Origin of the sequence: Williamsia herbipolensis (assembly GCF_000964005.1) — a bacterium.
Lineage (GTDB): Bacteria > Actinomycetota > Actinomycetes > Mycobacteriales > Mycobacteriaceae > Williamsia_A > Williamsia_A herbipolensis.
Map to the genome: position 1 here is coordinate 55,667 of NZ_JXYP01000014.1, position 23,527 is coordinate 79,193.

Annotated in this window: 25 protein-coding genes, 1 tRNA gene and 1 pseudogene; 15 read left to right on the forward strand and 12 right to left on the reverse strand. The window is 66.4% G+C overall.

Annotation, left to right across the window (positions count from 1 at the left end):
- Positions 1 to 12: 12 nt before the first annotated feature.
- The gene (locus TU34_RS06120) at positions 13 to 780 is read right to left on the reverse strand and encodes a hypothetical protein (RefSeq protein ID WP_045821976.1); all 768 of its coding nucleotides are present in this window, start codon (positions 778 to 780) and stop codon (positions 13 to 15) included.
- Positions 761 to 2,380 carry a peptide chain release factor 3 gene (locus TU34_RS06125; protein ID WP_045821977.1) on the reverse strand — a complete coding sequence of 540 codons (1,620 nt, stop codon included), beginning with the start codon at positions 2,378 to 2,380 and terminating at the stop codon, positions 761 to 763. The genes TU34_RS06120 and TU34_RS06125 overlap by 20 nt, the downstream gene beginning before the upstream one ends.
- Positions 2,381 to 2,513: 133 nt before the next feature.
- Here TU34_RS06125 and TU34_RS24260 point away from each other — a divergent pair.
- Positions 2,514 to 2,597 (forward strand): annotated as a pseudogene (locus TU34_RS24260) (hypothetical protein); the annotation flags it as partial.
- Between the two features lie 56 nt (positions 2,598 to 2,653).
- On the opposite strand, the gene TU34_RS24265 reads toward TU34_RS24260, so the two are convergent.
- The 4 genes from TU34_RS24265 to TU34_RS06145 form a co-directional block, all read right to left on the reverse strand.
- Positions 2,654 to 2,794 carry a hypothetical protein gene (locus TU34_RS24265; protein ID WP_238981190.1) on the reverse strand — a complete coding sequence of 47 codons (141 nt, stop codon included), beginning with the start codon at positions 2,792 to 2,794 and terminating at the stop codon, positions 2,654 to 2,656.
- A 502-nt stretch (positions 2,795 to 3,296) separates the two neighbouring features.
- Positions 3,297 to 4,313, reverse strand: coding sequence for a beta-ketoacyl-ACP synthase 3 (locus TU34_RS06135; RefSeq protein WP_045822230.1), 1,017 nt, complete (start codon positions 4,311 to 4,313; stop codon positions 3,297 to 3,299).
- Positions 4,314 to 4,472: 159 nt separating this feature from the next.
- A complete protein-coding gene (gene pth, locus TU34_RS06140; RefSeq protein ID WP_045821979.1) occupies positions 4,473 to 5,039 on the reverse strand; it encodes an aminoacyl-tRNA hydrolase in 567 nt (188 codons plus the stop codon).
- A complete protein-coding gene (locus tag TU34_RS06145; protein WP_045821980.1) occupies positions 5,040 to 5,720 on the reverse strand; it encodes a 50S ribosomal protein L25/general stress protein Ctc in 681 nt (226 codons plus the stop codon).
- A gap of 326 nt (positions 5,721 to 6,046) precedes the next feature.
- Here TU34_RS06145 and TU34_RS22275 point away from each other — a divergent pair, with 326 nt between their 5' ends.
- A complete protein-coding gene (locus TU34_RS22275; RefSeq protein ID WP_052688777.1) occupies positions 6,047 to 6,526 on the forward strand; it encodes a limonene-1,2-epoxide hydrolase family protein in 480 nt (159 codons plus the stop codon).
- A gap of 38 nt (positions 6,527 to 6,564) precedes the next feature.
- On the opposite strand, the gene arsC is transcribed toward TU34_RS22275, so the two are convergent.
- The 3 genes from arsC to glmU are packed head-to-tail and all read right to left on the reverse strand — an operon-like array spanning position 6,565 to position 9,442.
- Complete coding sequence (gene arsC, locus TU34_RS06155; protein ID WP_045821981.1) at positions 6,565 to 6,933, reverse strand: arsenate reductase (glutaredoxin); 369 nt, start codon at positions 6,931 to 6,933, stop codon at positions 6,565 to 6,567.
- 5 nt (positions 6,934 to 6,938) lie between these two features.
- Positions 6,939 to 7,916 carry a ribose-phosphate diphosphokinase gene (locus TU34_RS06160; RefSeq protein ID WP_045821982.1) on the reverse strand — a complete coding sequence of 326 codons (978 nt, stop codon included), beginning with the start codon at positions 7,914 to 7,916 and terminating at the stop codon, positions 6,939 to 6,941.
- Positions 7,913 to 9,442, reverse strand: a complete 1,530-nt coding sequence (gene glmU, locus TU34_RS06165; RefSeq protein ID WP_045821983.1) for a bifunctional UDP-N-acetylglucosamine diphosphorylase/glucosamine-1-phosphate N-acetyltransferase GlmU — start codon at positions 9,440 to 9,442, stop codon at positions 7,913 to 7,915. The genes TU34_RS06160 and glmU overlap by 4 nt, the downstream gene beginning before the upstream one ends.
- Positions 9,443 to 9,589: 147 nt before the next feature.
- Between glmU and TU34_RS06170 the strand changes: the two genes are divergently transcribed.
- The 5 genes from TU34_RS06170 (at position 9,590) to TU34_RS06180 (ending at position 15,085) form a co-directional block, all read left to right on the forward strand.
- Complete coding sequence (locus TU34_RS06170) at positions 9,590 to 10,345, forward strand: SDR family oxidoreductase (protein WP_045821984.1); 756 nt, start codon at positions 9,590 to 9,592, stop codon at positions 10,343 to 10,345.
- Positions 10,346 to 10,466: 121 nt separating this feature from the next.
- Positions 10,467 to 12,416, forward strand: coding sequence for a chemotaxis protein CheB (locus TU34_RS22280; protein ID WP_082079932.1), 1,950 nt, complete (start codon positions 10,467 to 10,469; stop codon positions 12,414 to 12,416).
- A 164-nt stretch (positions 12,417 to 12,580) separates the two neighbouring features.
- Positions 12,581 to 13,372: a PAS domain-containing protein gene (locus TU34_RS24270; protein ID WP_238981209.1), complete on the forward strand. Its 792-nt coding sequence runs from the start codon at positions 12,581 to 12,583 to the stop codon at positions 13,370 to 13,372.
- A 20-nt stretch (positions 13,373 to 13,392) separates the two neighbouring features.
- Positions 13,393 to 14,970 carry a putative bifunctional diguanylate cyclase/phosphodiesterase gene (locus tag TU34_RS22285; RefSeq protein ID WP_052688779.1) on the forward strand — a complete coding sequence of 526 codons (1,578 nt, stop codon included), beginning with the start codon at positions 13,393 to 13,395 and terminating at the stop codon, positions 14,968 to 14,970.
- A gap of 43 nt (positions 14,971 to 15,013) precedes the next feature.
- Positions 15,014 to 15,085, forward strand: a tRNA-Gln gene (locus tag TU34_RS06180).
- 106 nt (positions 15,086 to 15,191) lie between these two features.
- Here TU34_RS06180 and TU34_RS06185 read toward each other — a convergent pair.
- The gene (locus TU34_RS06185) at positions 15,192 to 16,331 is read right to left on the reverse strand and encodes a tyrosine-type recombinase/integrase (RefSeq protein ID WP_082079937.1); all 1,140 of its coding nucleotides are present in this window, start codon (positions 16,329 to 16,331) and stop codon (positions 15,192 to 15,194) included.
- Between the two features lie 216 nt (positions 16,332 to 16,547).
- On the opposite strand from TU34_RS06185, the gene TU34_RS23495 reads away from it, so the two are divergent.
- The 8 genes from TU34_RS23495 (at position 16,548) to TU34_RS23500 (ending at position 22,584) form a co-directional block, all read left to right on the forward strand.
- Positions 16,548 to 16,757 carry a helix-turn-helix domain-containing protein gene (locus TU34_RS23495; protein WP_045821986.1) on the forward strand — a complete coding sequence of 70 codons (210 nt, stop codon included), beginning with the start codon at positions 16,548 to 16,550 and terminating at the stop codon, positions 16,755 to 16,757.
- 867 nt (positions 16,758 to 17,624) lie between these two features.
- On the forward strand, positions 17,625 to 18,869 hold the full coding sequence (locus TU34_RS06205; protein ID WP_052688780.1) for an AAA family ATPase: 1,245 nt from the start codon (positions 17,625 to 17,627) through the stop codon (positions 18,867 to 18,869).
- Between the two features lie 225 nt (positions 18,870 to 19,094).
- Positions 19,095 to 19,334 carry a hypothetical protein gene (locus TU34_RS06210; protein ID WP_150116420.1) on the forward strand — a complete coding sequence of 80 codons (240 nt, stop codon included), beginning with the start codon at positions 19,095 to 19,097 and terminating at the stop codon, positions 19,332 to 19,334.
- Positions 19,331 to 19,495: a hypothetical protein gene (locus TU34_RS23890; protein ID WP_160298509.1), complete on the forward strand. Its 165-nt coding sequence runs from the start codon at positions 19,331 to 19,333 to the stop codon at positions 19,493 to 19,495. The genes TU34_RS06210 and TU34_RS23890 overlap by 4 nt, the downstream gene beginning before the upstream one ends.
- Positions 19,492 to 20,196, forward strand: a complete 705-nt coding sequence (locus TU34_RS06215; protein WP_045821990.1) for a hypothetical protein — start codon at positions 19,492 to 19,494, stop codon at positions 20,194 to 20,196. Before TU34_RS23890 ends, TU34_RS06215 begins: the two co-directional genes overlap by 4 nt.
- 325 nt (positions 20,197 to 20,521) lie before the next feature.
- Positions 20,522 to 21,004 carry a hypothetical protein gene (locus TU34_RS06225; protein WP_045821992.1) on the forward strand — a complete coding sequence of 161 codons (483 nt, stop codon included), beginning with the start codon at positions 20,522 to 20,524 and terminating at the stop codon, positions 21,002 to 21,004.
- A gap of 165 nt (positions 21,005 to 21,169) precedes the next feature.
- On the forward strand, positions 21,170 to 21,997 hold the full coding sequence (locus tag TU34_RS06230) for a phage major capsid protein (RefSeq protein WP_045821993.1): 828 nt from the start codon (positions 21,170 to 21,172) through the stop codon (positions 21,995 to 21,997).
- Between the two features lie 194 nt (positions 21,998 to 22,191).
- Positions 22,192 to 22,584, forward strand: coding sequence for a hypothetical protein (locus tag TU34_RS23500; RefSeq protein WP_150116421.1), 393 nt, complete (start codon positions 22,192 to 22,194; stop codon positions 22,582 to 22,584).
- A 328-nt stretch (positions 22,585 to 22,912) separates the two neighbouring features.
- Here the strand turns inward: TU34_RS23500 and TU34_RS06240 are convergent, their stop codons facing one another.
- Positions 22,913 to 23,206 (reverse strand): hypothetical protein, encoded by a 294-nt coding sequence (locus TU34_RS06240; RefSeq protein WP_045821995.1) that lies wholly within the window; start codon positions 23,204 to 23,206, stop codon positions 22,913 to 22,915.
- On the reverse strand, positions 23,203 to 23,451 hold the full coding sequence (locus tag TU34_RS23505) for a hypothetical protein (protein ID WP_150116422.1): 249 nt from the start codon (positions 23,449 to 23,451) through the stop codon (positions 23,203 to 23,205). Before TU34_RS23505 ends, TU34_RS06240 begins: the two co-directional genes overlap by 4 nt.
- Between the last annotated feature and the right edge of the window lie 76 nt (positions 23,452 to 23,527).

Below are 23,527 nucleotides of genomic sequence, written 5' to 3' on the forward strand. Positions count from 1 at the left end.
GACGGGGGCGACCTATCGGTCGAGGACGAACCACCCCGACAGCACCGCGGCAGGCGCTGGCGTCGTGGTCGTCGGCGGTGACGGCGCGGACGGACCCGGGATCACCGGGGTCGGCGACTCCGGAAGACGATCCGCGGAGTCGATGGAGTCGTCGGGCGCGAACGGGTTGGTCTGCACCGACTCCGCCGACGGGCATCGGAAACGTCCTGCGGTACGCGCCTCGTTCACGCTCGACATCTGCACCGGGCACGTCGCCGAGGCGAACACGTCTCCATCGGACACGACCGTGACCTGACCGGTCAGGTCGGTGCGGGAGACGAGGTCGGCCAGGGACACCTCGACGATCACACCGTCGGCGCTGCTGTCGGCGAACACGAACAGTGCGCTGTCGAGTGGCACCACGACGTCGCGATTTCCCCAGCGCGGGAACGAGAAACAGCCATCTGCGCTGCTGACGTCGTCGGGGTCGGATTCGCCGGGACGTCGCTCGGGGGCGATCGGTGCGGGAATGCGTTGTACGCGTGCGCGTGCCTCACCGCGGGAGAACACCAGGCCACCCGGTGCGCGGGTCACCGCACCGGTCGGCGGGGCTGCGTCGCAGTCGGAGTCGTCGACACGGGCGTCCACCCGTGCCGTCGACGAGGCGGTCGTCGAACCCGGGCGGTCGCCGGCGGTGATCCCCGAGGTCTGCGTCCCGCAGGCGACGATGCCACCGAGGATCCCGGCGACCGCGACCAGTGCGAGTGTTCGTGTCGTCGGATCAGTCCGCCGTGGCGACAAGGGGTTCCAACGTCAGTGTCGGATGCTCTTTCTCGATGTACTGCAGACGCCACTTGTCGCTGACGAGGGCGAGCATCACACCGTCGCTCCGGGTGAACACCTCGACCCCGCGCTGACGGCCGAGGTCGGCTGCGCTGTCGGCGTCGGTGCGGCGCGCCAGGGAGTAGGGGAGGTTCTGGATGGAGGTCTCGACCCCGAACTCGCTCTTCATGCGCGCGGTGACGACCTCGAACTGCATCGGCCCGACCGCGGCGAGAACGGGGGAGGCGTCGCCGCGGATCTCGTTGCGCAGGACCTGCACCACGCCCTCGGAGTCGAGCTGATCCATCGCCTTGCGGAACTGCTTGTACTTGCCTGCGCTCTCGGCGCGCAGCACCGCGAAGTGCTCGGGCGCGAACGACGGGATGGGCGGGAACTCGACCGCCTCGTCGGTGTAGAGGGTGTCGCCGGGCGCGAGCGCCATCGCGTTGACCAGTCCGACGACGTCGCCCGGATAGGCGGTGTCGACGGTGGACCGGTCGCGACCGAAGACGGCCTGGGCGTACTTGGTGGCGAACGGTTTTCCCGTCTGGGCGTGCGTGACGACCATGCCGCGCTCGAATTCACCCGACACGATCCGCATGTACGCCAGACGATCTCGATGCGAGGAGTCCATGCCGGCCTGCACCTTGAACACCACCGCGCTGAACGGGTCGGTGACCTCGCGATCGTGGTGGTCGATGCCCTCGCGACCCGCGGGCGGCGGGGCGAGCTCGACGAGCGCCTCGAGAAGCTGTCGGACACCGAAATTCAGTGCGGCGGAGGCGAAGATCATGGGTGAGGTCTCCCCGGCGAGGAACAGTTCCTCGTCGTGGTCCTGGCCCATCTCCGACAGCAGGTCGCTCTCCTCGACCGCGGCGGTCCACTCGTCGCCCTCGCGCGCGGCGGCGGCATCGGGGCTGAGCAGTTCCTCGGGGGCGATGGTCGCACCACCGGCGGTGCGGGTGAAGCGGATGTACTCGCCGGTGCGTCGGTCGAGGACCCCGCGGAAGTCGCCGGCGATCCCGACCGGGAAGTACAGCGGTGTCGGGGTGAGGCCGATGCGCTCGCTGATCTCGTCGATGAGTTCGAGCGGTGTGCGACCGGGCCGATCCCACTTGTTCACGACCGTGATCACCGGCACCCCGCGGTGGCGACACACCTGGAAGAGCTTGAGCGTCTGCGGTTCCAGGCCTTTCGCGGCGTCGATGAGCATGACCGCGGCGTCGACGGCGGTGAGCACCCGGTAGGTGTCCTCGGAGAAGTCGGCGTGGCCGGGTGTGTCGACGAGGTTGATGACCGCGACCTCGGTGTCGCCGGTGTCGGGATCGGAGATCGTGTAATTGAACTGCAGCGCAGTGGAACTGACCGAGATCCCGCGCGCCTTCTCCATCTCCATCCAGTCCGAGACCGTCGACTTGCGGCCGGCCTTGCCGTGGATGGCACCCGCCTCGCTGATCATCCGGGCGTGCAACGCGAGCGCCTCGGTCATCGTGGACTTACCCGCGTCGGGGTGGGAGATGATGGCGAAGGTACGCCGACGCGCGACCTCTCGGGCAACGGTGTCGGGACTGGCACTCACCGGGGCCAGGTTACGCGACGCCGCTGGTCAGGCGAAAATCGCGAATCCGTAGCAGTAAGTGTCGCCGCGCGACACACACCGCTACCGATCGAACGAGCGGAACCGACGGGAGGGCTTCGGCGTCGTACATTACATGTCGCCAGATCTCCGTGCGTTGCTGTCCGCTCACGACAGGGTGGTGACGCTGACCCAGGCCGCCGCCGTCGGGCTCGACCGGTCTGCGGTCCAGCGGCGCGTCGTGACCGGTGAATGGGAACGCGTCGGCCGCGGCGTCTACTTCGCCGCCGATCGTGCGATGTCGACGCAGGCGAGGATGCGGATCGCTTGTCTGTCGCTCGGACCGCGGGCGGTGCTGTCCTCGACATCGGCGGCGTGGTGGCACGGACTGATCGATGCCGATCCCCGGTCGGCCACGGTCACGGTCCCTCGGGGGCGGCACGGGACGCCGGTCGTGGGAATCGAGGTCGTGCAAAGCGATCTCGAGTCGTGCGACGTCGTCGAACGCCGCCACCTGCGCGTGACAGCGCTGCCACTGACGGTGATCGAGGCGGCGGCATCGTCGGGCAGCCAGATCCTCGATTCCGCGCTGCTGCGCGGCAGGGTGTCACTCCGTCAACTGCGCGACGCGCACGCGCGATACCCGGGTCGCCGCGGGGCGGGAGCCACCACACGCCACCTGCTGGGCGCCGAGTCGGGTGCGCGATCGGTGGCCGAGCGACTCCTGCATCGGCTGTTGCGATCGGCGCGTATCACGGGATGGACGGCCAACCACCCGAAGTGCGGGTACGTCGTCGATGCGGCGTTCACCGCCGAGATGGTTGCCGTCGAGATCGACGGAAACGCATGTCACTCCGGGCGGAGGCGAAGAGCGGTAGCAGTGCGTGTCGGTGAGCGATACGAACTGCTACCGCTGGCGTCAGAGGCTGGTGATCGTCGGGTTCGGGGGGAGGGTGACGACCTGGCCGGCGTAGGTGAGGCCCGAACCGAAGCCGAGGAGAAGCGCGGTCTGGCCGCCCTTGGCCTTGCCGGTCGCGAGCATCTCCTCCATCGCCAGCGGGATCGAGGCGGCCGAGGTGTTGCCGGTGTTCTCGATGTCGTTGGCCATCGCGACGTGGTCGCCGAAGCCGAGGTTCTTCTTCATCAGTTCGTTGATGCGGGCGTTGGCCTGGTGGGGGACGAAGACCTCGATGTCGTCGACCGACACCCCCGAGTCGGCGAGGGTGGTGGCCAACGCCTTCGGCAGGGTGATGGCGGCCCAGCGGAAGACGCGCGGGCCCTGCATGGTGACCACCATGCGGTTGACCGGGTCGGTGTCGGGGTCGAGCGCCTGGTGCTCCTGCGCGCGATCCATGTACTCGATGATGTCGTAGCTCTGGCCGATTGCCTCGGCGTTCTCGCCGTCGCTGCCCCACACGGTGGGGGAGATGCCGTTCTCCTCACTCGGTCCGACGATCACCGCGCCCGCGCCGTCGCCGAAGATGAAGGCCGTGTTGCGGTCGGTGGGATCGAGGACCACCGACAGTGTCTCGACACAGATCAGGAGCACGTACTCGCTCGAACCGGACCGCACCATGTCCGATGCGATGCCCAGTCCGTAGCCGAATCCACTGCACCCCGGCGCGAGGTCGACGGCCGCGACACCGTTGATGCCCAGGTCGAAGGCGACCGACGGTGCGCCCTGCGGGATCTTGGTCTTCCAGCTCAGGGTCGAGAGGAGGACCGCGCCGATCTTCTCCCGGGGGATCCCGGAGTTGATGATCGCGCGCTCGCCTGCGGCCACCGCCATCGATCGTGCCGATTCGTCACCGCTGATGTAGCGGCGGTTGCGGATGCCGCTGCGCTCGAAGATCCACTCGTCGGTCGAATCGAGGGTCTCGCAGACCTCGGCGTTGCTCACCAGTCGGGTCGGGCGGTAGGCTCCGATCCCCAGCATGGCGACGTTCTCGCGGCCCTTGTTGGCCTTGATGGCGGTCACGGTGATCTCCTCGGTGATGTGTCGCGGGCCGTCATCGTCGTCGATGCGGGAACGGGTCGTGCGGGCTTCGCGCCGACGTCGTTGTCGCGGACACGGGAACCGTCGATCAGGTGTGACTCACCAAGCGTGCACGGTGTTCTGCGCATCCTCGAGCGTCGAGGTGATGAGCAGTTCGATCGCGTCGACACCGTTGCCGATCATGAGGTCGACCTCGGTGCGCTGTGCGCTCGCGAACGGTTTGAGCACGAAATCGGCCGGGTCCTGCCGTCCGGGCGGACGACCGATGCCCAGGCGCACCCGCAGATAGTCGCGGGTCCCCAACGCCGACGAGATGGACCGAAGTCCATTGTGGCCGCCCTCGCCGCCGCCGCGCTTGAGGCGCACCAGACCGAAGTCGATGTCGAGCTCGTCGTGGGCGACGATGACCTCGGTCGGGTCGACAGAGAAGAAGGACGCCAGCGGACCGACCTGGCGGCCGGTCTCGTTCATGAACACGCGTGGTCGCGCGACGAGAACAGACGATCCGGCCACCGACACCGTGGCGATGTCGGCGCCGGATCGCTTGTGGAGCTTGAAACGTTCGCCGGCCCCGGCGACCATCGCGTCGACCACCATCGCACCGATGTTGTGGCGCGTGGCGGCGTAGCGAGGTCCCGGGTTGCCGGGACCGACGACGAGACGCACTCAGTCGTCGGAGGAGTCGCCCTCGGACGCGGACTCGTCGCCCTCGCCCTCGGCGGAGGCCTCGTCGCCCTCGGACTCGCCCTCGGCGTCGGGCAGCAGGTCCTGGTCGAGCTCGGCCTCGAGGTCCTCCTCGGTCGGAGCCTCGTTGACGGCGACGACGAGCACCTCGGGATCGGAGATGAGGGTGACGCCCTCGGGCAGTTCGAGGTCGGCGCCGGTGACGGTGTAGCCGATCGCGGCCTCCTCCACCGAGACGACGATCTGCTCGGGGATCGACATGACGTCGGCCTCGATCTCGACGGTGTTCGCGTCCTGGGTGACCAGGGTGCCGGGCTGCGGGTCGCCCTCGACGACGACGGTGACCTCGACGGTGACCTTCTCGCCGCGCTTGATCACGAGGAGATCGGCGTGCTCGATGTAGTTGCGCACGGGGTGCACGTCGACCTGCTTGGTCAGCGCGAGCTGCTTGGTGCCCTCGATGTCGAGCTCGATGACGGCGTTGGTGCCGTTGTTACGCAGGATGGCCGCGAACTCGAGCGAGGGGAGCGCGAGGTGCTGCGGGTCGGTGCCACGGCCGTAGAGCACGGCGGGAACGTTGCCGGCGCGGCGCGCGCGACGGGCCGCGCCCTTGCCGCGCTCGGTGCGCGTGGTGACGGTCAACGGGTTCGCCTGGGTGGCCATGAGTGTCTCCTGAATGCTGGTTTTCGGGTCGGTCGCGGCACTCGGCGGCGGGCATCGACATCCACATCAGGTGAACGCACGTTGGTCCTCGCCGATAACGGTGGGCGCTTGCGCACTCACCCTCGCCGGTCAACGACGGCAACGATAGCGCAGCGCCGAACGCCGTGTCACATCCGTGAGCTGGGATCGGCCGCGCATTCACGGGTTCGTCTCAGGCATTGTTCGCCGTCCCGTCATGTCGAGTTGGCGTCGGTGTCGTGCGTCACGCGGAGTATGGGTCCTCCGTACCGCACCCGAACACCCGACCGTCCCGAGGAGGCCGCACCGTGAGCGTCTCCGCGCACCACTGCCTCCTGTGGTCGGCAGAGGACGTCGCCGTCCGATTCCTCGAGTCGTTGGCCGTCGGCGACGCCGAGATCGCCGAGCACCTCCTGGCACCCGATGTCGACTACCGGTGCGGCGTCCTGTGGTCGCGACGGGGGCGGTCCGAGGTCACGCGCATGCTCACCCGGATGGTCGGGACGTCACGCGGCTTCGACGTCGCCATCGCCTCGATCGACCTCGAGCCCGGCGGGAACGACGCGGACGGGGGCGAGATCGACGTGGTGCGGACGGTACGTACCGATCACGTCGTGCTGGGTCGGGTCCGCGTCCAGCTGTCCGTCCGAGGACGAGCCGAGATCCGCGCGGGCAAGATCGTCGCCTGGCACGACGACTTCGATCGGTGGCATCTCACGACGGCCGTGCTCCGCGGCATGTGCGGGGCAGTGGTGCCGTCGATGCGTCCGCACCTGCCGTCGCACTGACGGCCGGCCCGGCGTATCGGCTCCGAACAGGCTCGCGCTCAGAGGATCTCGTCGAGCCGATCGAGAGGGCGGGCGAGGCGGGTTCCGCGGGCGGTCACCACGAAGGGTCGTTCGATGAGACGTGGGTGCGCGACCATCGCGTCGAGCAATTCGTCGTCGGATGCGTCGGCGAGACCGAGTTCGGCGAACAACGGTTCACGCCGACGGACCGCGGCGCTCACCTCGATGCCGGCGTCGGCGATGAGCGTGACCAGCTCGGCCCGCGTCGGCGGCGTGTCGAGGTACTTCACGATCGTCGGTTCCACACCCGACTCCCGCAGCCGGTCGAGGGCCTTGCGCGAGGTCGAGCACTTCGGGTTGTGGAAGATCGTGGCCCCGTCGGTGTCCGGGCCGGTGGTGGGCGCCACGGCGATCAGGCGTGACCGTCGAACAGGCTTGTCACCGAACCGTTCTCGAACACCTGCTGGATCGTCTGGGCCAGCAGCGGTGCGATGGACAGCACGGTGAGGGTCTCGAACTGCTTGTCCGGGGTGATCGGCAGCGTGTCGGTGGCGATGACCTCACGTGCACCACACGACGCGAGGCGCTCGGCAGCCGGGTGCGAGAACACGCCGTGGGTGGTGGCGATGATGACGTCACCCGCGCCGGCGTCCTTGAGCACGCGCACCGCGCCGGCGATGGTGCCACCGGTGTCGATCATGTCGTCGATCAGGACGCACAGACGCCCCTCGACGTCACCGACCACACGGTTCGACTTGACCTGGTTGGGCACCAGCGGATCTCGCGTCTTGTGGATGAACGCCAGCGGTGCGCCGTTGAACGAATCGGCCCACTTCTCGGCGACGCGCACACGACCGGAGTCCGGCGACACCACCGTCACGTTGTCGGTGCCGTACTTGGTCCGCACGTACTCCGCGAGCTGACCCTGGGCGTGCATGTGGTCGACGGGGCCGTCGAAGAAGCCCTGGATCTGATCGGTGTGCAGGTCGACGGTGATGATGCGGTCGGCGCCGGCGGTCTTGAGCAGGTCGGCGACGAGGCGGGCCGAGATCGGCTCGCGTCCGCGGTGCTTCTTGTCCTGGCGGGCGTAGGGGTAGAACGGCAGGATCGCGGTGATGCGCTTGGCCGATCCGCGCTTGAGGGCGTCGATCATGATCAGCTGTTCCATCAGCCACGTGTTCAACGGAGCGGGGTGGCTCTGCAGCACGAAGGCGTCGGAGCCGCGCACCGAGTCCTCGAACCGGACGAAGATCTCGCCGTTGGCGAAGTCACGCGCGGTCTGCGGGGTGACCTCGACGCCGAGCTCCTTGGCGACGGCCTCGGCGAGCTCCGGGTGGGCGCGACCGGAGAACAGCATGAGGTTCTTCTGATTGTCCGTTGTCCAGTTCACTGCTCGTCCATCTCTGTCGATTTCGCCGGATCGGCCTGGTCGCCGGTGGTGTCGGCGGCCTCCGACGCACGGCGGGCTGCGTGCGCGGACGGGGTGTCGGGGCGTCTGTCGGCGACCCACCCCTCGATGTTGCGTTGACGCCCACCCGAGATCGCCAGTGCACCCGGGGGGACATCTTGCCTGAGCACGGTACCGGCACCGGTGTAGGCGCCGTCACCCACGGTCACCGGCGCCACGAACATGTTGTCCGAACCGGTGCGGCAGTACGAACCGACGGTCGTCCTGCTCTTGGAGACGCCGTCGTAGTTCACGAAGACGCTCGAGGCGCCGATGTTGCTGTGTTCGCCGATGGTGGCGTCGCCGACGTAGGTCAGGTGCGGCACCTTCGATCCCTCGCCGATCGTGGCGTTCTTCGTCTCGACGAAGGTGCCGATCTTGCCGTCGGCGCCGAGGTGCGTCCCGGGCCGCAGGAAGGCGAACGGGCCGACCTGGGCGCCGGCGCCGATCACCGATTCGCTGCCGTGCGTACGGACCACCGAGGCGCCGTCGCCGATCTCGACGTCGGTGAGGGTGGTGTCGGGTCCCACCACGGCGTGTTCGCCGACCACGGTGCGACCGTGCAGTTGGGTGCCGGGCAGCAGCGCTGCGTCGGCCTTCACGCGGACGTCGATGTCGACCCAGGTGGTGCCGGGGTCGACCACGGTCACACCGCCGAGCATGAGATCGACGAGGATCCGACGGTTCAGCTCCGCGCCGAGCACACTGAGCTGCAGCCGGTCGTTGCAACCGGCGACGAGAGCGGCGTCGTCGATGTGGTTGGCGTGCACCGTCTTCCCCATGCTCCGCGCGACCGCGACGACGTCGGTCAGATACACCTCGTTCTGCGCGTTCTGGGTTCCCAGCCGGCCGAGGGCCGCACGCAACGTGGTCGAGTCGAACGCGTAGACACCGGAGTTCACCTCGGTGATCAGCTTCTGCTGCGGCGTCGCGTCGGCCTGCTCGACGATCTCGGTGACCTCCCCGTCCTGAGTCCGCAGCACGCGGCCGTAGCCCGTCGGATCGGGAGCGGTCGAGGTCATCAGCGTCACGTGCGAGCCCGTCGCGACATGGTGGTCACGCAGTTCGCGCAGCGCTTCGCCGGTGAGCAGCGGTACGTCGGCGGCGGTGACGACGACGATGCCGTCGAACTCGTCGGGCAGTCCGGTCAGGCCGGCGCGCACCGCCCCGCCGGTGCCGTCCTGGGTCTCCTGGACCGCGGTCGAGATCGGCCGACCGATCGTCTCGGACACCTCGGCACACGCCTCGGTGACCCGTTCGCGCTCGTGGCCGACGACGGCGACGAGGTGATCGGGGTCGAGCCCGGAGGCGGCGTAAATCGAATGGGCGAGAAGGGTGCGACCGCAGATGCGGTGCAGCACCTTGGGCACCGACGACTTCATCCGGGTGCCCGCGCCTGCGGCGAGGATGAGGACAGCCGTCGGAACCGTCTGATCCGAGGATCCGAGATCGGTGGTCAGGGCGGTCATGGAACTCCTGTGTCACTGGCTCGCCGATGATGGAACGGGTGCGATCCTACGCACTGGTAGAACTGACGAAGGCCACAGGAGTCCGCGACCGCCGGAGAATCGGACGGCGTCGGCTCCGCGTCGGGGCGACCCGGGGAAGAGGTAACGGTGAGCGATCGTCGGACAGCAATAGTCACAGGCGCGGGACGGGGGATCGGAGCCGCGATCGCCACGCGACTCGCCCAGGACGGCCTGGCCGTCGCGGTGCTCGACCTCACCGAGGAATCGTGCGCCGACACCGTCTCGGCGATCACCGACGCGGGCGGTTCGGCCATCGCGGTCGGCGCCGACGTCTCCGACGAGGCCTCGGTCACCGCGGCCGTCGACAAGGTCGCCGCGGAGCTCGGCGCACCGACCGTGCTGGTCAACAACGCGGGCATCCTCCGCGACAACCTGCTCTTCAAGATGTCGGTCGACGACTGGGACGCGGTGCTCGGCGTACACCTGCGCGGCGCCTTCCTCATGACCCGCGCGGTCCAGAAGCACATGGTCGACGCCGGGTGGGGCCGGGTGGTCAACCTGTCGAGCACGTCGGCGCTCGGCAACCGTGGTCAGGCCAATTACTCCGCCGCCAAGGCGGGCATGCAGGGCTTCACCAAGACCCTCGCGATCGAGCTCGGCAAGTTCGGCGTCACCGCCAACGCCATCGCCCCCGGCTTCATCCAGACCGACATGACCAAGGCGACCGCCGAGCGTGTCGGCATGGAGTGGGAGGACTTCGTCAAGGCCAACGCCGACGCCATCCCGGTCAAGCGCGGCGGCGTCCCGGAGGACATCGCCCACACCGCCTCGTTCTTCGCCAGCGAGGGCGCCGGATTCGTCTCCGGCCAGGTCATCTACGTCGCGGGCGGGCCCCGCGACTGAGGGTTCTGTCGACCCGGCGGATCGTGTCGTACGTCTGCTCGGGCGAATGCCTGCCCCGAGGCGTTCGGTGACATAGGCTCGGCGAGGGTCTGCCGAGCCGGACACCGGGGAGGCTCGCGACGTGGACGAGACGAGCGATGCTGTGTCCACCACGCCTCCTCGGGTGATCGCCGTCGGCAGCTCGGCCGGCGGGCTCGACGCCCTGTCGCGGTTGTTCGCGACCGCGGACCGTGGTCGGAACCAGTGTTTCGTCGTCGCCCAGCATCTCGCACCGACCGGTGAGAGCCACCTCGCCGAACTCCTCGACGACGCCACCGCCCTGACGGTGGTGACGGCCACCGACGGTTCCCCCATCACGGCGGACACGGTGTTCGTGGCGCCGCCCGGGTGCGACCTCGGTCTGTACGGAGGGGTGCTGAGGGTCGTCGCCCCCGACGGCGACCGTCGTCCGTGGCCCAGCATCGATCGCCTGTTCACCTCGGTGGCCATGTCGATGGGGTCCGACGCGGTGGCGATCGTGTTGTCGGGTACCGGCGACGACGGTTCCTCCGGCGTCGAATCGGTGCAGAGCGCCGGTGGAATGGTGGTGATCCAGGAGCCGGCGACCGCAGCTTTTCCCGGCATGCCCGACGCCGGGCTGGCCACCGGCTCGGTGGATCTCGTTCTCCCCGTCGATCAGATGTTGGCGGGCATCGCGCGCGTGGTCGACTCGTCGAATGTGACGGCAGCGAACAGTGATTCGGCCCCAGACCTCGATGACGGCGTGCTCGAGCACATCATCGCGGTCGTACGGGATGCGACGGGGGTCGACTTCTCCGGATACAAGCAGTCGACGCTGATCCGACAGATCCACCGACGCCGTCGGCTCGTCGACCTGCCCGTCGACGCCTACCTCCGACGGGTCGCCGAGGACTCCGCCGAGGCGATCGCACTGAGCCGGAACGTCCTCGTGAGCGTGACCGCCTTCTTCCGGGACTCCGAGGTGTGGACCGCTCTCGACGTACACCTGCGAGCCCTCGCCACGCGCCTCGCCGCGAGCGACGAGCTCCGTATCTGGGTCCCCGGCTGCGCGAGCGGTGAGGAGGCGTTCACCATCGCGATGCTCGCCGCCGACGCACTCCGGGAACGGCCGGATGCTCCTCCGTTGCGTCTGCGCGTGTTCGCCACCGACCTCGACGAACGTGCGCTGGCGGTGGCCCGTCGTGGCCGCTATCCCGACGCGGCCGTCGCCGCGGTTCCCGAACATCTGCGCACCCGGTGGATGCGCCGGGTCGACGCGGACTGGGAGGTGGTCCCCGAGCTCCGGGAGACCCTGGTGATCGCGCGCCACAACGTGGCCTATGACCCGCCGTTCCCGAGGATCGACGTCATCTCTCTGCGTAACACCATGATTTATTTCCAGAGCCACCTCCAGGAACGGGTCCTGCAGCTCTGCCAGTTCGCGATGGTCCCCGGTGGGATGTTGGTGCTCGGCCAGTCCGAGCGGATCCCACGGGTCGACGGCCTGTTCGCTGTCGTCGATCCGGTGCACCGGCTCTACCGCCGAGGCATGTCCAGTCGTCAGCACCACCTGCCGGTCGGTCGGTACATCCCGCCGCTGTACGTCCAACCCGTCTTCGCACAGGCCGCCGGCCGTGAGCCGACGGCCGACGCATTGCGTCAGCTGCTCGCCACGGTGGCCTCGCCGTCCCTCGTCCTCGACGACGCCGAGACCGTGATCGAGGTCATCGGAGACGTGTCGTCCTGGTGCGCGGTGTCGGTGGGTCGACACACCGGCCACGTGGTCGATCTGATCCGTGAGCGTTATCGGCCCGCCGTGCGGACGATGCTCAGTCAGCTGCGCCACTCCGAGCCCGACCGGGTGACGCGCACCGTCGTCGAACCCGCAGCCCGCCGCGTGGAGATCACCGTCGCACGCTCCCGGCAGCAGGTACCGGTGCGGTGGTGTCCTTCCGGCCGCTGCCCGACGCCGTCGACGGGATTCCGACACCACCCGGGCGCGACGACCTCGTCATCGACGAAGACCTCCACGCTACGCAGGACGCGCTGCAGTCGACGATCGAGGACCTGAGCTCGTCGAACGAGGAGCTGCAGGCGCTCAACGAGGAGCTGCAGGCCTCGGCCGAGGAATTGCAGGCGACCTCGGAGGAGGCCCAGGCGTCGAACGAGGAGTTGGAGGCCACCAACGAGGAGCTGTCGACCCTCAACTCCGAGCTGCAGATGCGAGGCGAGGAGATGGCGCGACTCAACGGAGACCTGCGCAACATCGCGTCGTCGTTGACCAGCGGCCTGGTGATCGTCGACCGCGAGCTGAAGGTCACGCGCTACACCCCGCTGGCGGTACGGCTCTTCTCGCTGATCGTCGAGGACATCGGGAGGCCGCTGCCCGCGGTTCCGACAACCCTCCCGGTACCTGATCTCGCCGGTGACCTCGACGCGACCATCCGATCCCGCGAGTCGCGCATGCGCGAGTTGTCGAGCGACGACCGCGATCTGCTGATCCAGATCCAGCCCTATGTGGGTTTCGACGACGAGGTGCTGGGCGCGATCGTCGTCGTCCTCGACGTCGGCGATGTCGCCGACGCCCGGCGGGCGCGTGAGGCCGCGATCCACAATCTCCGACAGGTGGCCGAATCCGTCCGCGAGGTGGTGTGGCAGCGCAATGCGGCGAACGAGCTGGTGATGATCACGTCGCGGGTCGAGGAGATCTACGGTCTCGACCGAGCGGCGGTTCTCGCCGACCCCGAGCTGCTTCTCGGGTCGGTCCATGCGGACGACGTCGTCCGCGTCCGCGCGGCGATGGCATCGGCCGACCGTCGCTGGCAGGTCACGTTCCGGATCGTCCGTCCGGACGGGAGTGTGCGCTGGCTCGACGAGGTGGCCGGCGCCGCCCAGGTGGACGGTGACGACGGAATGGTCATCGGCAGCGCCATCGATGTGACCGAGGCGCACGAGATCGCGCGCCTCGCCGAGCAACGCACGGCCGTCCTCGACGCCATCTTGAACACCGCCGACACGGCATCCTGATCCTCGACGCCGACGACCGGGTGTTGTTGGCCAACCGAGGTGTGGCCGAGCTGACCGGGTACTCGCCGGCCTCCCTGATCGGTACGCCGCTGACCGTGCTGATGGAGCACGACGAAGGTGGTTCGGCGCGGGAGGCCGACGCGGACGGTGAGTCCGCGTCGCGGCGCATCATGACCTCCGCCGGTGCGGCCCGTCAGGTGACCGTCGAGGTGCAACCGGTCGACATTGTCGGGGACATCGACGGCCGTCACGGCGGTCAGGGCGTACCCGGTGCGGTGGCGCTCGTCCGAGACGTGTCGCGTATGCGAGAGATCTCCTTGGCACTGGCGACGCGCGAGCATTACGACCTCCAGACCGGTCTGCTGACACGGAACTACCTGCTCGCGAAGATCGACGAGCTGATGAAGGCCGGGCTCCACGGCGTCGCACTGCTCTGGATCGACCTGGACGGGTTCAAGGAGGTCAACGACCGTTTCGGTCACCGTGCGGGCGACGCCGTCCTCGCAACCGTCGCCACACGCCTGCAGCAGACGGCGCGCCGGTACGACATCGTCGGACGTCTCGGTGGAGACGAGTTCGCCCTGCTGGTCACGCGAATGCGCGACCTCGACACACTCGACACCCTGGCGTTGCGCGTCCTCGCCGCGATCCGTGAACCGATCGCGCTGCAGGACTCCCTGGCGTATGTGTCGGCGTCGGTCGGTGTCGCGATCTACCCCCAGGACGCCTTCGACGGCGATCAGCTGATGCACAACGCCGACACCGCGATGTACGTGGCCAAGAGTCGCGGTCGCGACCGGCACGCCTATTTCGCTCCGGAGATGAACGAGGCCGCCGATGCGCGGGCGGCGATGCGCCAGCGACTGGGAGCGGCGATCAGCCGCAACGAGTTCGAGCTGTTCTACCAGCCGGTCGTCGACGCCGACAGCGGCGAGGTGGCCATGATGGAGGCGCTGCTGCGCTGGCGACGCGACGGATCGGTGGTCAGCGCGTCGGAGTTCATCGGCCACGCGGTCGAGACCGGGCAGATGCGGGCCCTGGGGAGGATCGTGCTCGAGCGCCTCGCCCACGACACCGGCGAGTTCCATGCGCGGCTCGGCCAGAACCGTGTCCCCGTCGCGGTGAACCTCTCGGCGAGCGAGCTCGACGAGCGCGACATCACCGACTGGCTGCTCTCCTGGAACCCGCCGGGAGGGCTCGATCTCGTCGTCGTCGAGGTCACCGAGTCGGTCCTCCTCGAACCGGAGAGTCGTGCGATCGACACCCTCGCGGTATTGCGCCGACTCGGTGCCACGATCAGCATCGACGATTTCGGTACCGGCTACTCCAACCTCGAACTCCTCGATCGCATCGAACCCGGGATCATCAAGATCGACCGGTCGCTCCTCTGGCGGGCCGTGGAGTCCGAACGAGGGGTCAACATCCTGCGCGCCGCGATCGCCCTGGCGCACGCACTCGATGCGCGCGCGGTGGTCGAGGGTGTCGAGGACGAGGCGATGCGGCAGATGGCCATCGACCAGGGCGCCGATCTCGTCCAGGGCTTTCACATCGCCCACCCCATGCAGCTCGCCGAGGCGATCGAATGGCGCGCCCGCTGACTCGAGGCCGCATGGCACAATTGCCGCGACGGATCGTCGTCGATCCCCCATGGTGTAATCGGCAACACTTCTGATTTTGGTTCAGGCATTCCAGGTTCGAGTCCTGGTGGGGGAGCAAAACCAGTCCTTAACAGCGCTTTAGCGCTCAAGTCCAATCGCCGCAGGGATCGGATATCGCACATCTATCGCACAATCTCACCCGATCGGGTCGTGGCGTGCGATCAGAGGCTCAGGGCACCGTCGAGTTTGGCAACAGCACGGCTTGTCACCGACGGCCACAGGTGCGTGTACGTGGACAGGGTCTCGTTCGCACTCGCGTGTCCGAGTAGGGCTTGCACCGTCGGTACATCCGCCCCCTGCGAGATCAGCGCCGAGGCGTACAGATGGCGACAATGGTGGGGCGTGACCTTGGTACGAACCTTGGCCAAGTCACGCGCCGTCGCGAACGCGCCGCCATAGGTGTTCGAGGTGAACATTCCTCCGAGCCGCGACAGGAACAGCGGCTCGTCGGGGCCATCGTCGGGCCGAACTAAAAGCTGATCACGGATAATCTCGATGGCCCGGTCGGAGAGTTCGATGTCTCGCTTAGATGCCGGGGTCTTGAGGGGGTGCCATTCCTTTGCTGCAGTCCGTCCCGACTGGTGGCGCACCATCAGGACGCGAGCGTCGAGATCGACACTGCGCCGTCTCAGGCCGCACAATTCCCCCGGTCGCAGTCCCGTGTACGCCTGCAGTCTGATCATGCGCCCAACGACGGCGGGAGCGTGTTCGATGATCGCGCTGAGGTCCGACTGTGAGACAAGTTCGTCGGAGGAGACCGGGTCGCCGCCCGCCCCCTTGGGTGGTTTTACGTCCCGAGCGGGGGAGCGGTAGAGGATCTCATCCGTCACCGCCTGATTCAGCACCGTTTTGACCGATCGCAGGTGAAGCGCTGCCGATCTTGGCTTCAAAGGCTTGCCGTCGGCCCAGGGGCGACCGTTCAACAGCAATGCGAGCCAGTCACGCACATGTACCGGGGTGATGGTGCCGACCGGCATGTCGGCCAGCGGTCCGAGGTTGTTGGCCGCCGCCTGCTTCAGTGCTCGCGTGTTCGGCACATCGGTCCGTTCGACAGTCTTTGCCATCAACTCACCGAGCGTCATCCTTTGCTTGTCGGGGGCGATGAACTCGCCCCGGTGCGACTTGGACTCCTGCTCAGACTTGAACGCCTTTGCCTCACCCTCAAGTTCGAACGTGCGGCTGTGGTGCTTGCCATCGGAGGTGCGATATCGCACGTCGTACCGGAACTTCTGCGTTTTGAGAGGCTTTCCGGTCCGCGGGTTAACTGCAAGAGGGATCGGACGTCTGGTGATGGAGGCCATGGGCCGATCGTATCGCACAATATGTAGTTCCAGGCTCGCCTACCGCGCCGAGATTGGCGCGAGTGGATACCCCGATTCGGCGCCGACCCCGTGTGACACTTGGTGGGACCTGATCGACTCCGGTGAATGCGAGCCGGATCGGCGACTACAGAAGGTTCCTGCCTGGAACCCCCGGCAGCATCCCCTGCCACCCTGCGGCTCCCTCAGGAGATCGTCATGTCCACCTCCACCTCCGCCGTCACTAGCCCCGGCGCATTGCGCGACATGTCCTGGTTGCTTGGCTTCCTCGGGATCTCGCGCACGGTCGGCTATGCCCTCGTGCGTCGCAACGAGATTCCGCACGTGCGCATCGGCCAGGCAATTAGGTTTGATGAGAACCAGATTCAGGCATGGGTAGACGGACACCCTCGCGTCGGTGGCCGGTAATTCGAATCCCCTTGTGCGGGGGCTTCAGGCCAGCGGAGAATGAAGGTAGACCGAGTCGCTGACGCCCACTCGTCCACCGGTCGAGTCGGAGCCTCTTCGCACCCCCCCCGAGACCGTTAGGCGGTACCCCCATGCTCGACCCTGTCATCCTCGACATCTTCTGTGCTCGGCGCCATCTCCGAGCAGCGTTCGACATCAGTGAGCGAACCCTCCGAACCATTTTGCGAGACAATGATGTTCGCACCTTCGACACACCTGGAGGCGAGCTTCGATACAGCCTCGCTGACTTCAGGGAGGCCATCGGCCTCGAGCGCCACCCGCAGGTACCGGACTGCTACGCGCCGCCGATGTCGTGAGCGGTCACCTCACCGTCCCGCAATTCTCGCGCATTGCCGCTGAACCTCGTGACGAGATCCTGTCCCTGATAGCCACGAAGCAACTCGACGCGCACCAGGTCGGCGGTATCTGGCTTATCGAACTTGGTTCCGCCGCACGGTATCTCGCCCGCCGCAATACGTAAATGTCCACACCATGGATAGAACAATGCCCCCGCTCGGCTTACCGGGCCAGGTGCGGGGGCATCGAAAAGGACTTAGCTCAAATGATACCACCGACTTTGCTCGAGGTCGCTGCGATACGCGAGGCATTCGAGACTGGCCAGCGGCCCGCGTTCGACCCCGGTCAGTGTGCTGACGCACTCCCTCCGGAATACCCCCGAATTGATCGGTACGAGCCCGACTACGCCAGCGACACCGACAGCAGGCCATTCGACCCGACCCCGTGGGCACAGGTTGCGCGCCGACTCTCCGACTGGCACGAGTTCCGCCGCGACAATCTCTGGGCCATAAGGGTTAAGGGCTCGGCATCATGACAATTGCTCTTACTCCACCGTTCGCTTACGGCACCGAGTACGACGAGAACGGATTCGAGGTCGACTCCGCGCCTGTGACACCGTCCGTTTTGGACGTGATCGACCTTATCGCCGGCGACGACCTCGACGCGATGGAGTTCCCCGACCTCGAGTGGGCAGTGCGAGGCGTGGTCCCCGAAGGTTTCGGCCTTATCGTCGCACCACCGAAGGCGGGCAAGTCATGGCTTGTCGCCGGTATCGGGCTTGCCTGCGCCACGGGTGGCGTTGCACTGGGACACATCCCGGTCGAACAACGGCCAGTGCTCTACATGGCGCTCGAGGATGGGCGTCGTCGACTGCAGTCGAGATATCGCACGCTTCTGCAGGGTGCGCCTATCCCCGCTGAGATGGTCTCGGTGACCGACCTCAAGCTGCAGGACGTTACCGAGGTCATCACCGCATTTTGTGAACGCAATGCAGACCGCAAGCCGCTGGTCATCCTCGACACCCTCGGCAAGGTTAAACCTGCCAAGAAGGCGAATGCCGATAGCTATCAGGCCGATTACGCGATCGGATCGGCGCTCAAGCGAGTGATCGACGCCCATCCCGGCTCGACGTTGCTGGCCGTCCACCACACGCGCAAGGCCGAGTCAGAGGACTTCGTCGATGCCGTCAGCGGAACCCACGGCATCGCCGGGTCTGCGGACTTCGTCCTGGTGCTCTCCCGCAAGCGGCAGTCCCAGGACGCTGTACTCGCCATCACGGGCCGCGATGTCGCAGAGACCGAGGTGGCACTTGTCACCGACGGTGGGGCGTGGAGCCTAACGAGTTCTAGCCTTACGCAAGCAACCGAGGATGCTGTTATCCGTCGAGAGCGGTCGGGCAAGTCGGATCGAACGATCCGTGCACTTGAGTACGTGAACAGCCGACCGACCACCCGCCCACCCGAACTGGCCGCGTGGCTCGATATCAACATCGACGACGCCGGGCGCTACCTACGGCGGATGTATGACGACGGATTAATTGACAAGCAATCCAGAGGTCTTTACCGACCCGTGTCCGAAGCGTCCGAAGTGTCCGAACGGTTCAAAACTTCGGACACTCGCGCACTTACGGACAGTACTGATGGAGCTTTAAAACTACCGCTGAACAGCGAAAAGGACACTTCGGACGCTTCGGACACGAAACGTTGCGCACGCTGTGACTGCCCGATGACTTTCCCCGACGACATCGCCAACGGTTCTCACATCGAGTGCACCTAGACATCCCCAACCCAGATCCGTGCGGGCCTACGCACTGGCTCGACTCAACGGCCACCACCTGACCGCCCAGGCCGCTCGAGGTGCCGCAGTCCTCGCCCGACTCTCTCGACCGCCACAGCCACGCTCACCTGCGACGTGCGAGATCTGCGATGGCCCCATGACCTTTCCGGAAGACATCGACATCGGCCATCACCTCGGATGCGCCACCACCATGACAAGGACACGATGACCACACCCACCAACCGCACTCGACACCGCAACGAGCGCCGAGACCTGGAGCGCCGTGTCGAGCACGCCCGCGACTCGCTTCGCATCCTGGCCGGCCTGCTCGTGGAGCAACGCGACGCCATGACCCTGGTGCGGCACGAACTCGACGCACTCACCGACCGACACGCCGCACTTATGGCCGTCGCGGCCATCGCCATCGACGACACCGGCCTGCTTGAGGATCGGGTAATCAAATGATCTCAGACAACGAAATACGCACGGCACAAGCGCTGTTCGACCTACAGACGATCATCGCCGACCAACAGAAGCTCATCGATTATCTGGCTCAGTGCTGCCAGTCCTACCACGGCGCGCTACTGGCACACGATCGGCGACTCACGATGATCGAGGCACGGTGACAGCGGCTACGGACCCGGAACGCTTTGGCTGGCGTTTCTGGCTGATCTCCGACACATATGGGCAGCTGATGACACCGTGGGCCAACCAGGACGAACTGGTCGATCTCAACATGTCAGACCCCATCTTCAGCAACCCGAAACCCGCTGTCACCGCGACGTGTACCGGTGGGCATCCCGTACCGTCACCGTTCTGCACCTGCGGTATCCACTACTGTCCTGGCGCGGAAACATTCTTCCAAGCACTCAATGGCGGGTTTTTGAACAAGACCGTGGATCGGGAACTGGTCGCGGTCGCTTTCGGTGTCGCGGGCGGCGGCGTCATGTTCGATCCGAAAAACGGCGACTGGGGAGGCATCCGCCCCCGACGCGCATCGAGCTTCCACGTCCTGGGGCTGATGCTCCCCGAGACATCATCGTGGCAGCAGGCTTTCGAGGATCGGTACAACATCCCGGTCATCAAAGGGGTCGATCTGGAGGCTGCAAAAGCTCTGGAGAGGACCGCGCTCGCAACACTTTTCATGACTACCACCGACGAGGAATTGGACATTCTGATGGACGATCACACCACAATTGAGGTTTTAGCAGCCTATATGCGAGAGCAGTCCGTAATCGTTAAGGATCTGCTCGACATGATGACCACCCACCACGCTGGCATGCTCGATCTGGAAAGCCGATTGAAAGCGCTAGAGGGTGCCGAATGAACCTCGATACGAACAGCCTCGGGGAACGTCTCGCGGTCGGGGACATCCGCGGGATCATCGCGTACACACACCTCGGTGAGCACCAGGACGCCCACGACAGCACCCTCGAAGCCGATCTCGCTAACGCCCGGTTCCGAAGGGCAGCAACCGACCTTGAGGTCGAACTGCTGCGCCACGTCGGCGCTCTCGCTGCCGACGACAACCGGGCCGTGGTCGTGACAAACCGATGGTCTGGTCCCATTCGCTGCAGCACTTACAGTGCCGGTCGCGAAGTACTCCGCGACCCGCGCACCCTTCCCACCGCCCCGACCGAGGACACCGAACAATGAGCGAACTCGACAGCACGAACCCCGTTCCCGCCCCTCTCGCCGAGCAGGCGCAGCCGAATACCGATCCGGCCAACACCGAGACCCCTGAGATCGACCCGGCGGCCAACGACCACACAGACGAGCGAAAGCTACGCCGCCGAGCCCAGGCGGCCGAGGCCGAACGTGACACTCTCGCAGCACGCCTCAAGGGGCTGCAGCTGGCCGAGGTCGAGCGCCAACTCGCAGTAGTCCTCGCGGTCCCCGGCGACTTGTTTGACTTCTCCGACACCACGCTTGCTGACCTCTGCGACCCCGACACGGGCGCGGTCGATCCCGAGAAGGTCACCGAGGCCGCATCGGCACTCGTCGAGCTGCGCCCGGGCCTGGCATATGTCGCGCCGAGGCCCGCATCACGTGCTGGGACTTATCAGAACGCAGGTCAGGGCCGGGGATACTCAGACCGGCCCTCGCCGGTCGGCTGGGATCAAGTCTTCGGGTGAATCGCCTTGTCAGGCCATGACAAACCCGGGACAATTGGTACTAGGCGATGGGATGCCGGGGCAGTAAGGCCCCACCTCACCCGCCACGTTCTCGCCCAGTATCGGGCCACCACGTCCGCGCCAGTACTGGTGCCGTGAGTTCTCCACTCACACAAAGGTATTCACATGAGTCTGACCACCAACAACAGCAAGCCATTGGCCCCGTCCGAGATCTCGGACCTGATCGTGGCACCCACCTTCGAGAAGGCCACCGCATCGCAGGCCGCCACCGTCATGGAGTTTGCCACGCCTGACCTGCGAGTGCCGATTATCGAGGACGGGTCGTCGGCGTTCGTGAGCGAAGGCAGCGAGATCGCGATCTCGGAGCCGACGTTCACCGAGGCGGTCATCGTCCCCAAGAAGGTGGCCCAGCTCGTGCCGGTCACCAACGAGTTGCTTGCAGACGCCGCCGGGGACATCAAGACCCTGATCGGTGAGAGCATGACCCGCTCGCTTGCACGCCGGATTGACGCCCAGTTCTGGGCAGCGACCACCGGGCCACTGGGATTCAAGGCCATCGGATCGGTCGCCGACGTGCTCACCGCCACTAGCAACCTCAGCAACCTGGATGTGTGGATTGAGGCCATCGCCGACCTCGCAGCACACGGACATACCGCCACAGCCGCCGTCGTCAGCCCCGACGTGTTCAAGGCACTGGCAACGCTCAAGACATCTGCGGGCAGCAACGTCACGTTGCTGCAGGCCTCGCCGACCGAAGCGGCACAGCTGCGCGTGGCCGGTCTGCCCGTAATCCTCACCGACGCGCTGCCCGCGAACACTGCCTACGTCACCGATGCCAGCAAGGTGCTGATCGGCGTGCGCACCTCGGATGTCCAGATCGACGTGGACCAGAGCGTGTTTTTCTCCAGCGACCGCGCCGCGATCCGTGCCACGCTCCGCGTTGGGGTGGCATATCCAGCTCCGACGGCCATCGTGAGAATCACCCTCACCTGATCTTGGCGATGTGCACGCTAGGCGACGAGATGTCGTGATCTCGTCGCAGCACATCGCCCCGCTGTTCGGTCGCCGCTAGGTTCTTGCTTCCTGGCGTGTGCCCGTTTGGCATCCCACTCAGCCCTGTCTCTGGTTGCCGCAATCGACATGAGGCAGGGCTGAGTTATATCCGAAAGACATTGAGAGGCAATCGAATGAAGATCACCCAGGCCGAGCGAAGATCATGGTCGACGCGTGCTCGCCAGTTCGCTGGCGAGTTGGAAGGCCAGTTCGATCTGACCGCCGGCGAGGTCGTCACCCTCGTGGAAGTGTGCCGCGGCATCACCAGGCTCGATGCGTTGCATGAAGCGCTGCAGGATGGATCGCTGACCGTCGAGGACCGTTTCGGCGCGACCGTCACGCACCCACTCATGGTCGAGGCCAGGCTTACTTCGGCCACTGTCGCGAAGTTGATCGGCGCGCTACGGGTTCCCGAGATCGAGACCGATGCCACCACTGGCGAGGTCACGGCGGGCAAGCGGGCTGTGAGACGTGTACACACACGCCCAGGGCAGTATTCCCCGGGCCTGTCGGTCGTGCCGGGTTGAGGCTCAAGACCCAACCTCGAGCGCCACGCGGTGACGACGGCGGGCCACCCTGGCCACTCTCCGACGGCCCGACGGTCGAGCACTTCGCCCCCGACTACTGGCACGACTCTCACGGGATCGAGCCTGACCATTCGGACCCCGACTGGTGGGCAGCGCTGATGCAGGCCCGTCGATCGCATCGTGAGTACCACTTCAGGTGGGCGGGAGACGTGGGGCTTGGTGACGACGAGGCCGAGCGCACGATGGTGCATCGACGGCCACGCTGGTGAGCATGCAAGACAGAAAGCCCCGCACCTCAAGGTGTGGGGCTTCTGTTGTCCGTGGGTCGTCAGGCGTACTGAACCGAGTCGCTCCATGCGACCAGCGCGCCGAAGTGTTCCGACGAGCGTCGGTCCTCGAGGATCCGACGCTCGGCGAGCAGCATGTAGACGAGATCGGGATCGTAGTCGGCGCCGACCTTGGCATCCTCATCGAGCAACCGAGCCTCGACCTCGGCCAGCTTGGCGGTCGTCGCGTCAGCTGCAGCCTCGAACCCGCGCTGATCGAGCTGCGCCTCGGCGCGTCGGTGGTTCGGCTTGCGTGAGGCCTGGAAGAACCATTCGAGGACAACTGCGCCGATCATCGGTTCACCCCCGCAACGGTCGCGGTGATCATGTCGAGCAATGCAGGCACTTGGTCGAGAGAGAGTTCGATGATGTCGTCCCCTGCCTCAAGGCAGAGAAAGTGTGTGCCGGGGTCTCCGTCGACAATCGAGGCGGTAATCATCGCGCGTTGTGGCGAGCTGCAGAATGTGAAATCGGATGTCGTCATGAAGCAAGGAATACACGCGCCGAATTGATAGCGCAATACCCGGACGACATATTGCATGCCTCAATTGTCGGGCTGCAGCTGCGAGACAGCAATTATTGCGTGCCCCGGTTCAGTGCGCGGAACCATCACGCCT

Coding starts and splice junctions, on each gene's coding strand:
- TU34_RS06210 (WP_150116420.1), top strand. CDS start 19,095: ATGACCACACCCACCAACCGCACTCGACACCGCAACGAGCGCCGAGAC.
- TU34_RS23500 (WP_150116421.1), top strand. CDS start 22,192: ATGAAGATCACCCAGGCCGAGCGAAGATCATGGTCGACGCGTGCTCGC.
- TU34_RS06230 (WP_045821993.1), top strand. CDS start 21,170: ATGAGTCTGACCACCAACAACAGCAAGCCATTGGCCCCGTCCGAGATC.
- TU34_RS23890 (WP_160298509.1), top strand. CDS start 19,331: ATGATCTCAGACAACGAAATACGCACGGCACAAGCGCTGTTCGACCTA.
- TU34_RS23495 (WP_045821986.1), top strand. CDS start 16,548: ATGTCCACCTCCACCTCCGCCGTCACTAGCCCCGGCGCATTGCGCGAC.
- glmU (WP_045821983.1), bottom strand. CDS start 9,442: ATGACCGCCCTGACCACCGATCTCGGATCCTCGGATCAGACGGTTCCG.
- TU34_RS06185 (WP_082079937.1), bottom strand. CDS start 16,331: ATGGCCTCCATCACCAGACGTCCGATCCCTCTTGCAGTTAACCCGCGG.
- TU34_RS23505 (WP_150116422.1), bottom strand. CDS start 23,451: ATGCAATATGTCGTCCGGGTATTGCGCTATCAATTCGGCGCGTGTATT.
- TU34_RS06225 (WP_045821992.1), top strand. CDS start 20,522: ATGAGCGAACTCGACAGCACGAACCCCGTTCCCGCCCCTCTCGCCGAG.
- TU34_RS06135 (WP_045822230.1), bottom strand. CDS start 4,313: ATGCTGGGGATCGGAGCCTACCGCCCGACCCGACTGGTGAGCAACGCC.
- TU34_RS24270 (WP_238981209.1), top strand. CDS start 12,581: ATGGCGCGACTCAACGGAGACCTGCGCAACATCGCGTCGTCGTTGACC.
- TU34_RS06145 (WP_045821980.1), bottom strand. CDS start 5,720: ATGGCCACCCAGGCGAACCCGTTGACCGTCACCACGCGCACCGAGCGC.
- TU34_RS06240 (WP_045821995.1), bottom strand. CDS start 23,206: ATGATCGGCGCAGTTGTCCTCGAATGGTTCTTCCAGGCCTCACGCAAG.
- TU34_RS06205 (WP_052688780.1), top strand. CDS start 17,625: ATGACAATTGCTCTTACTCCACCGTTCGCTTACGGCACCGAGTACGAC.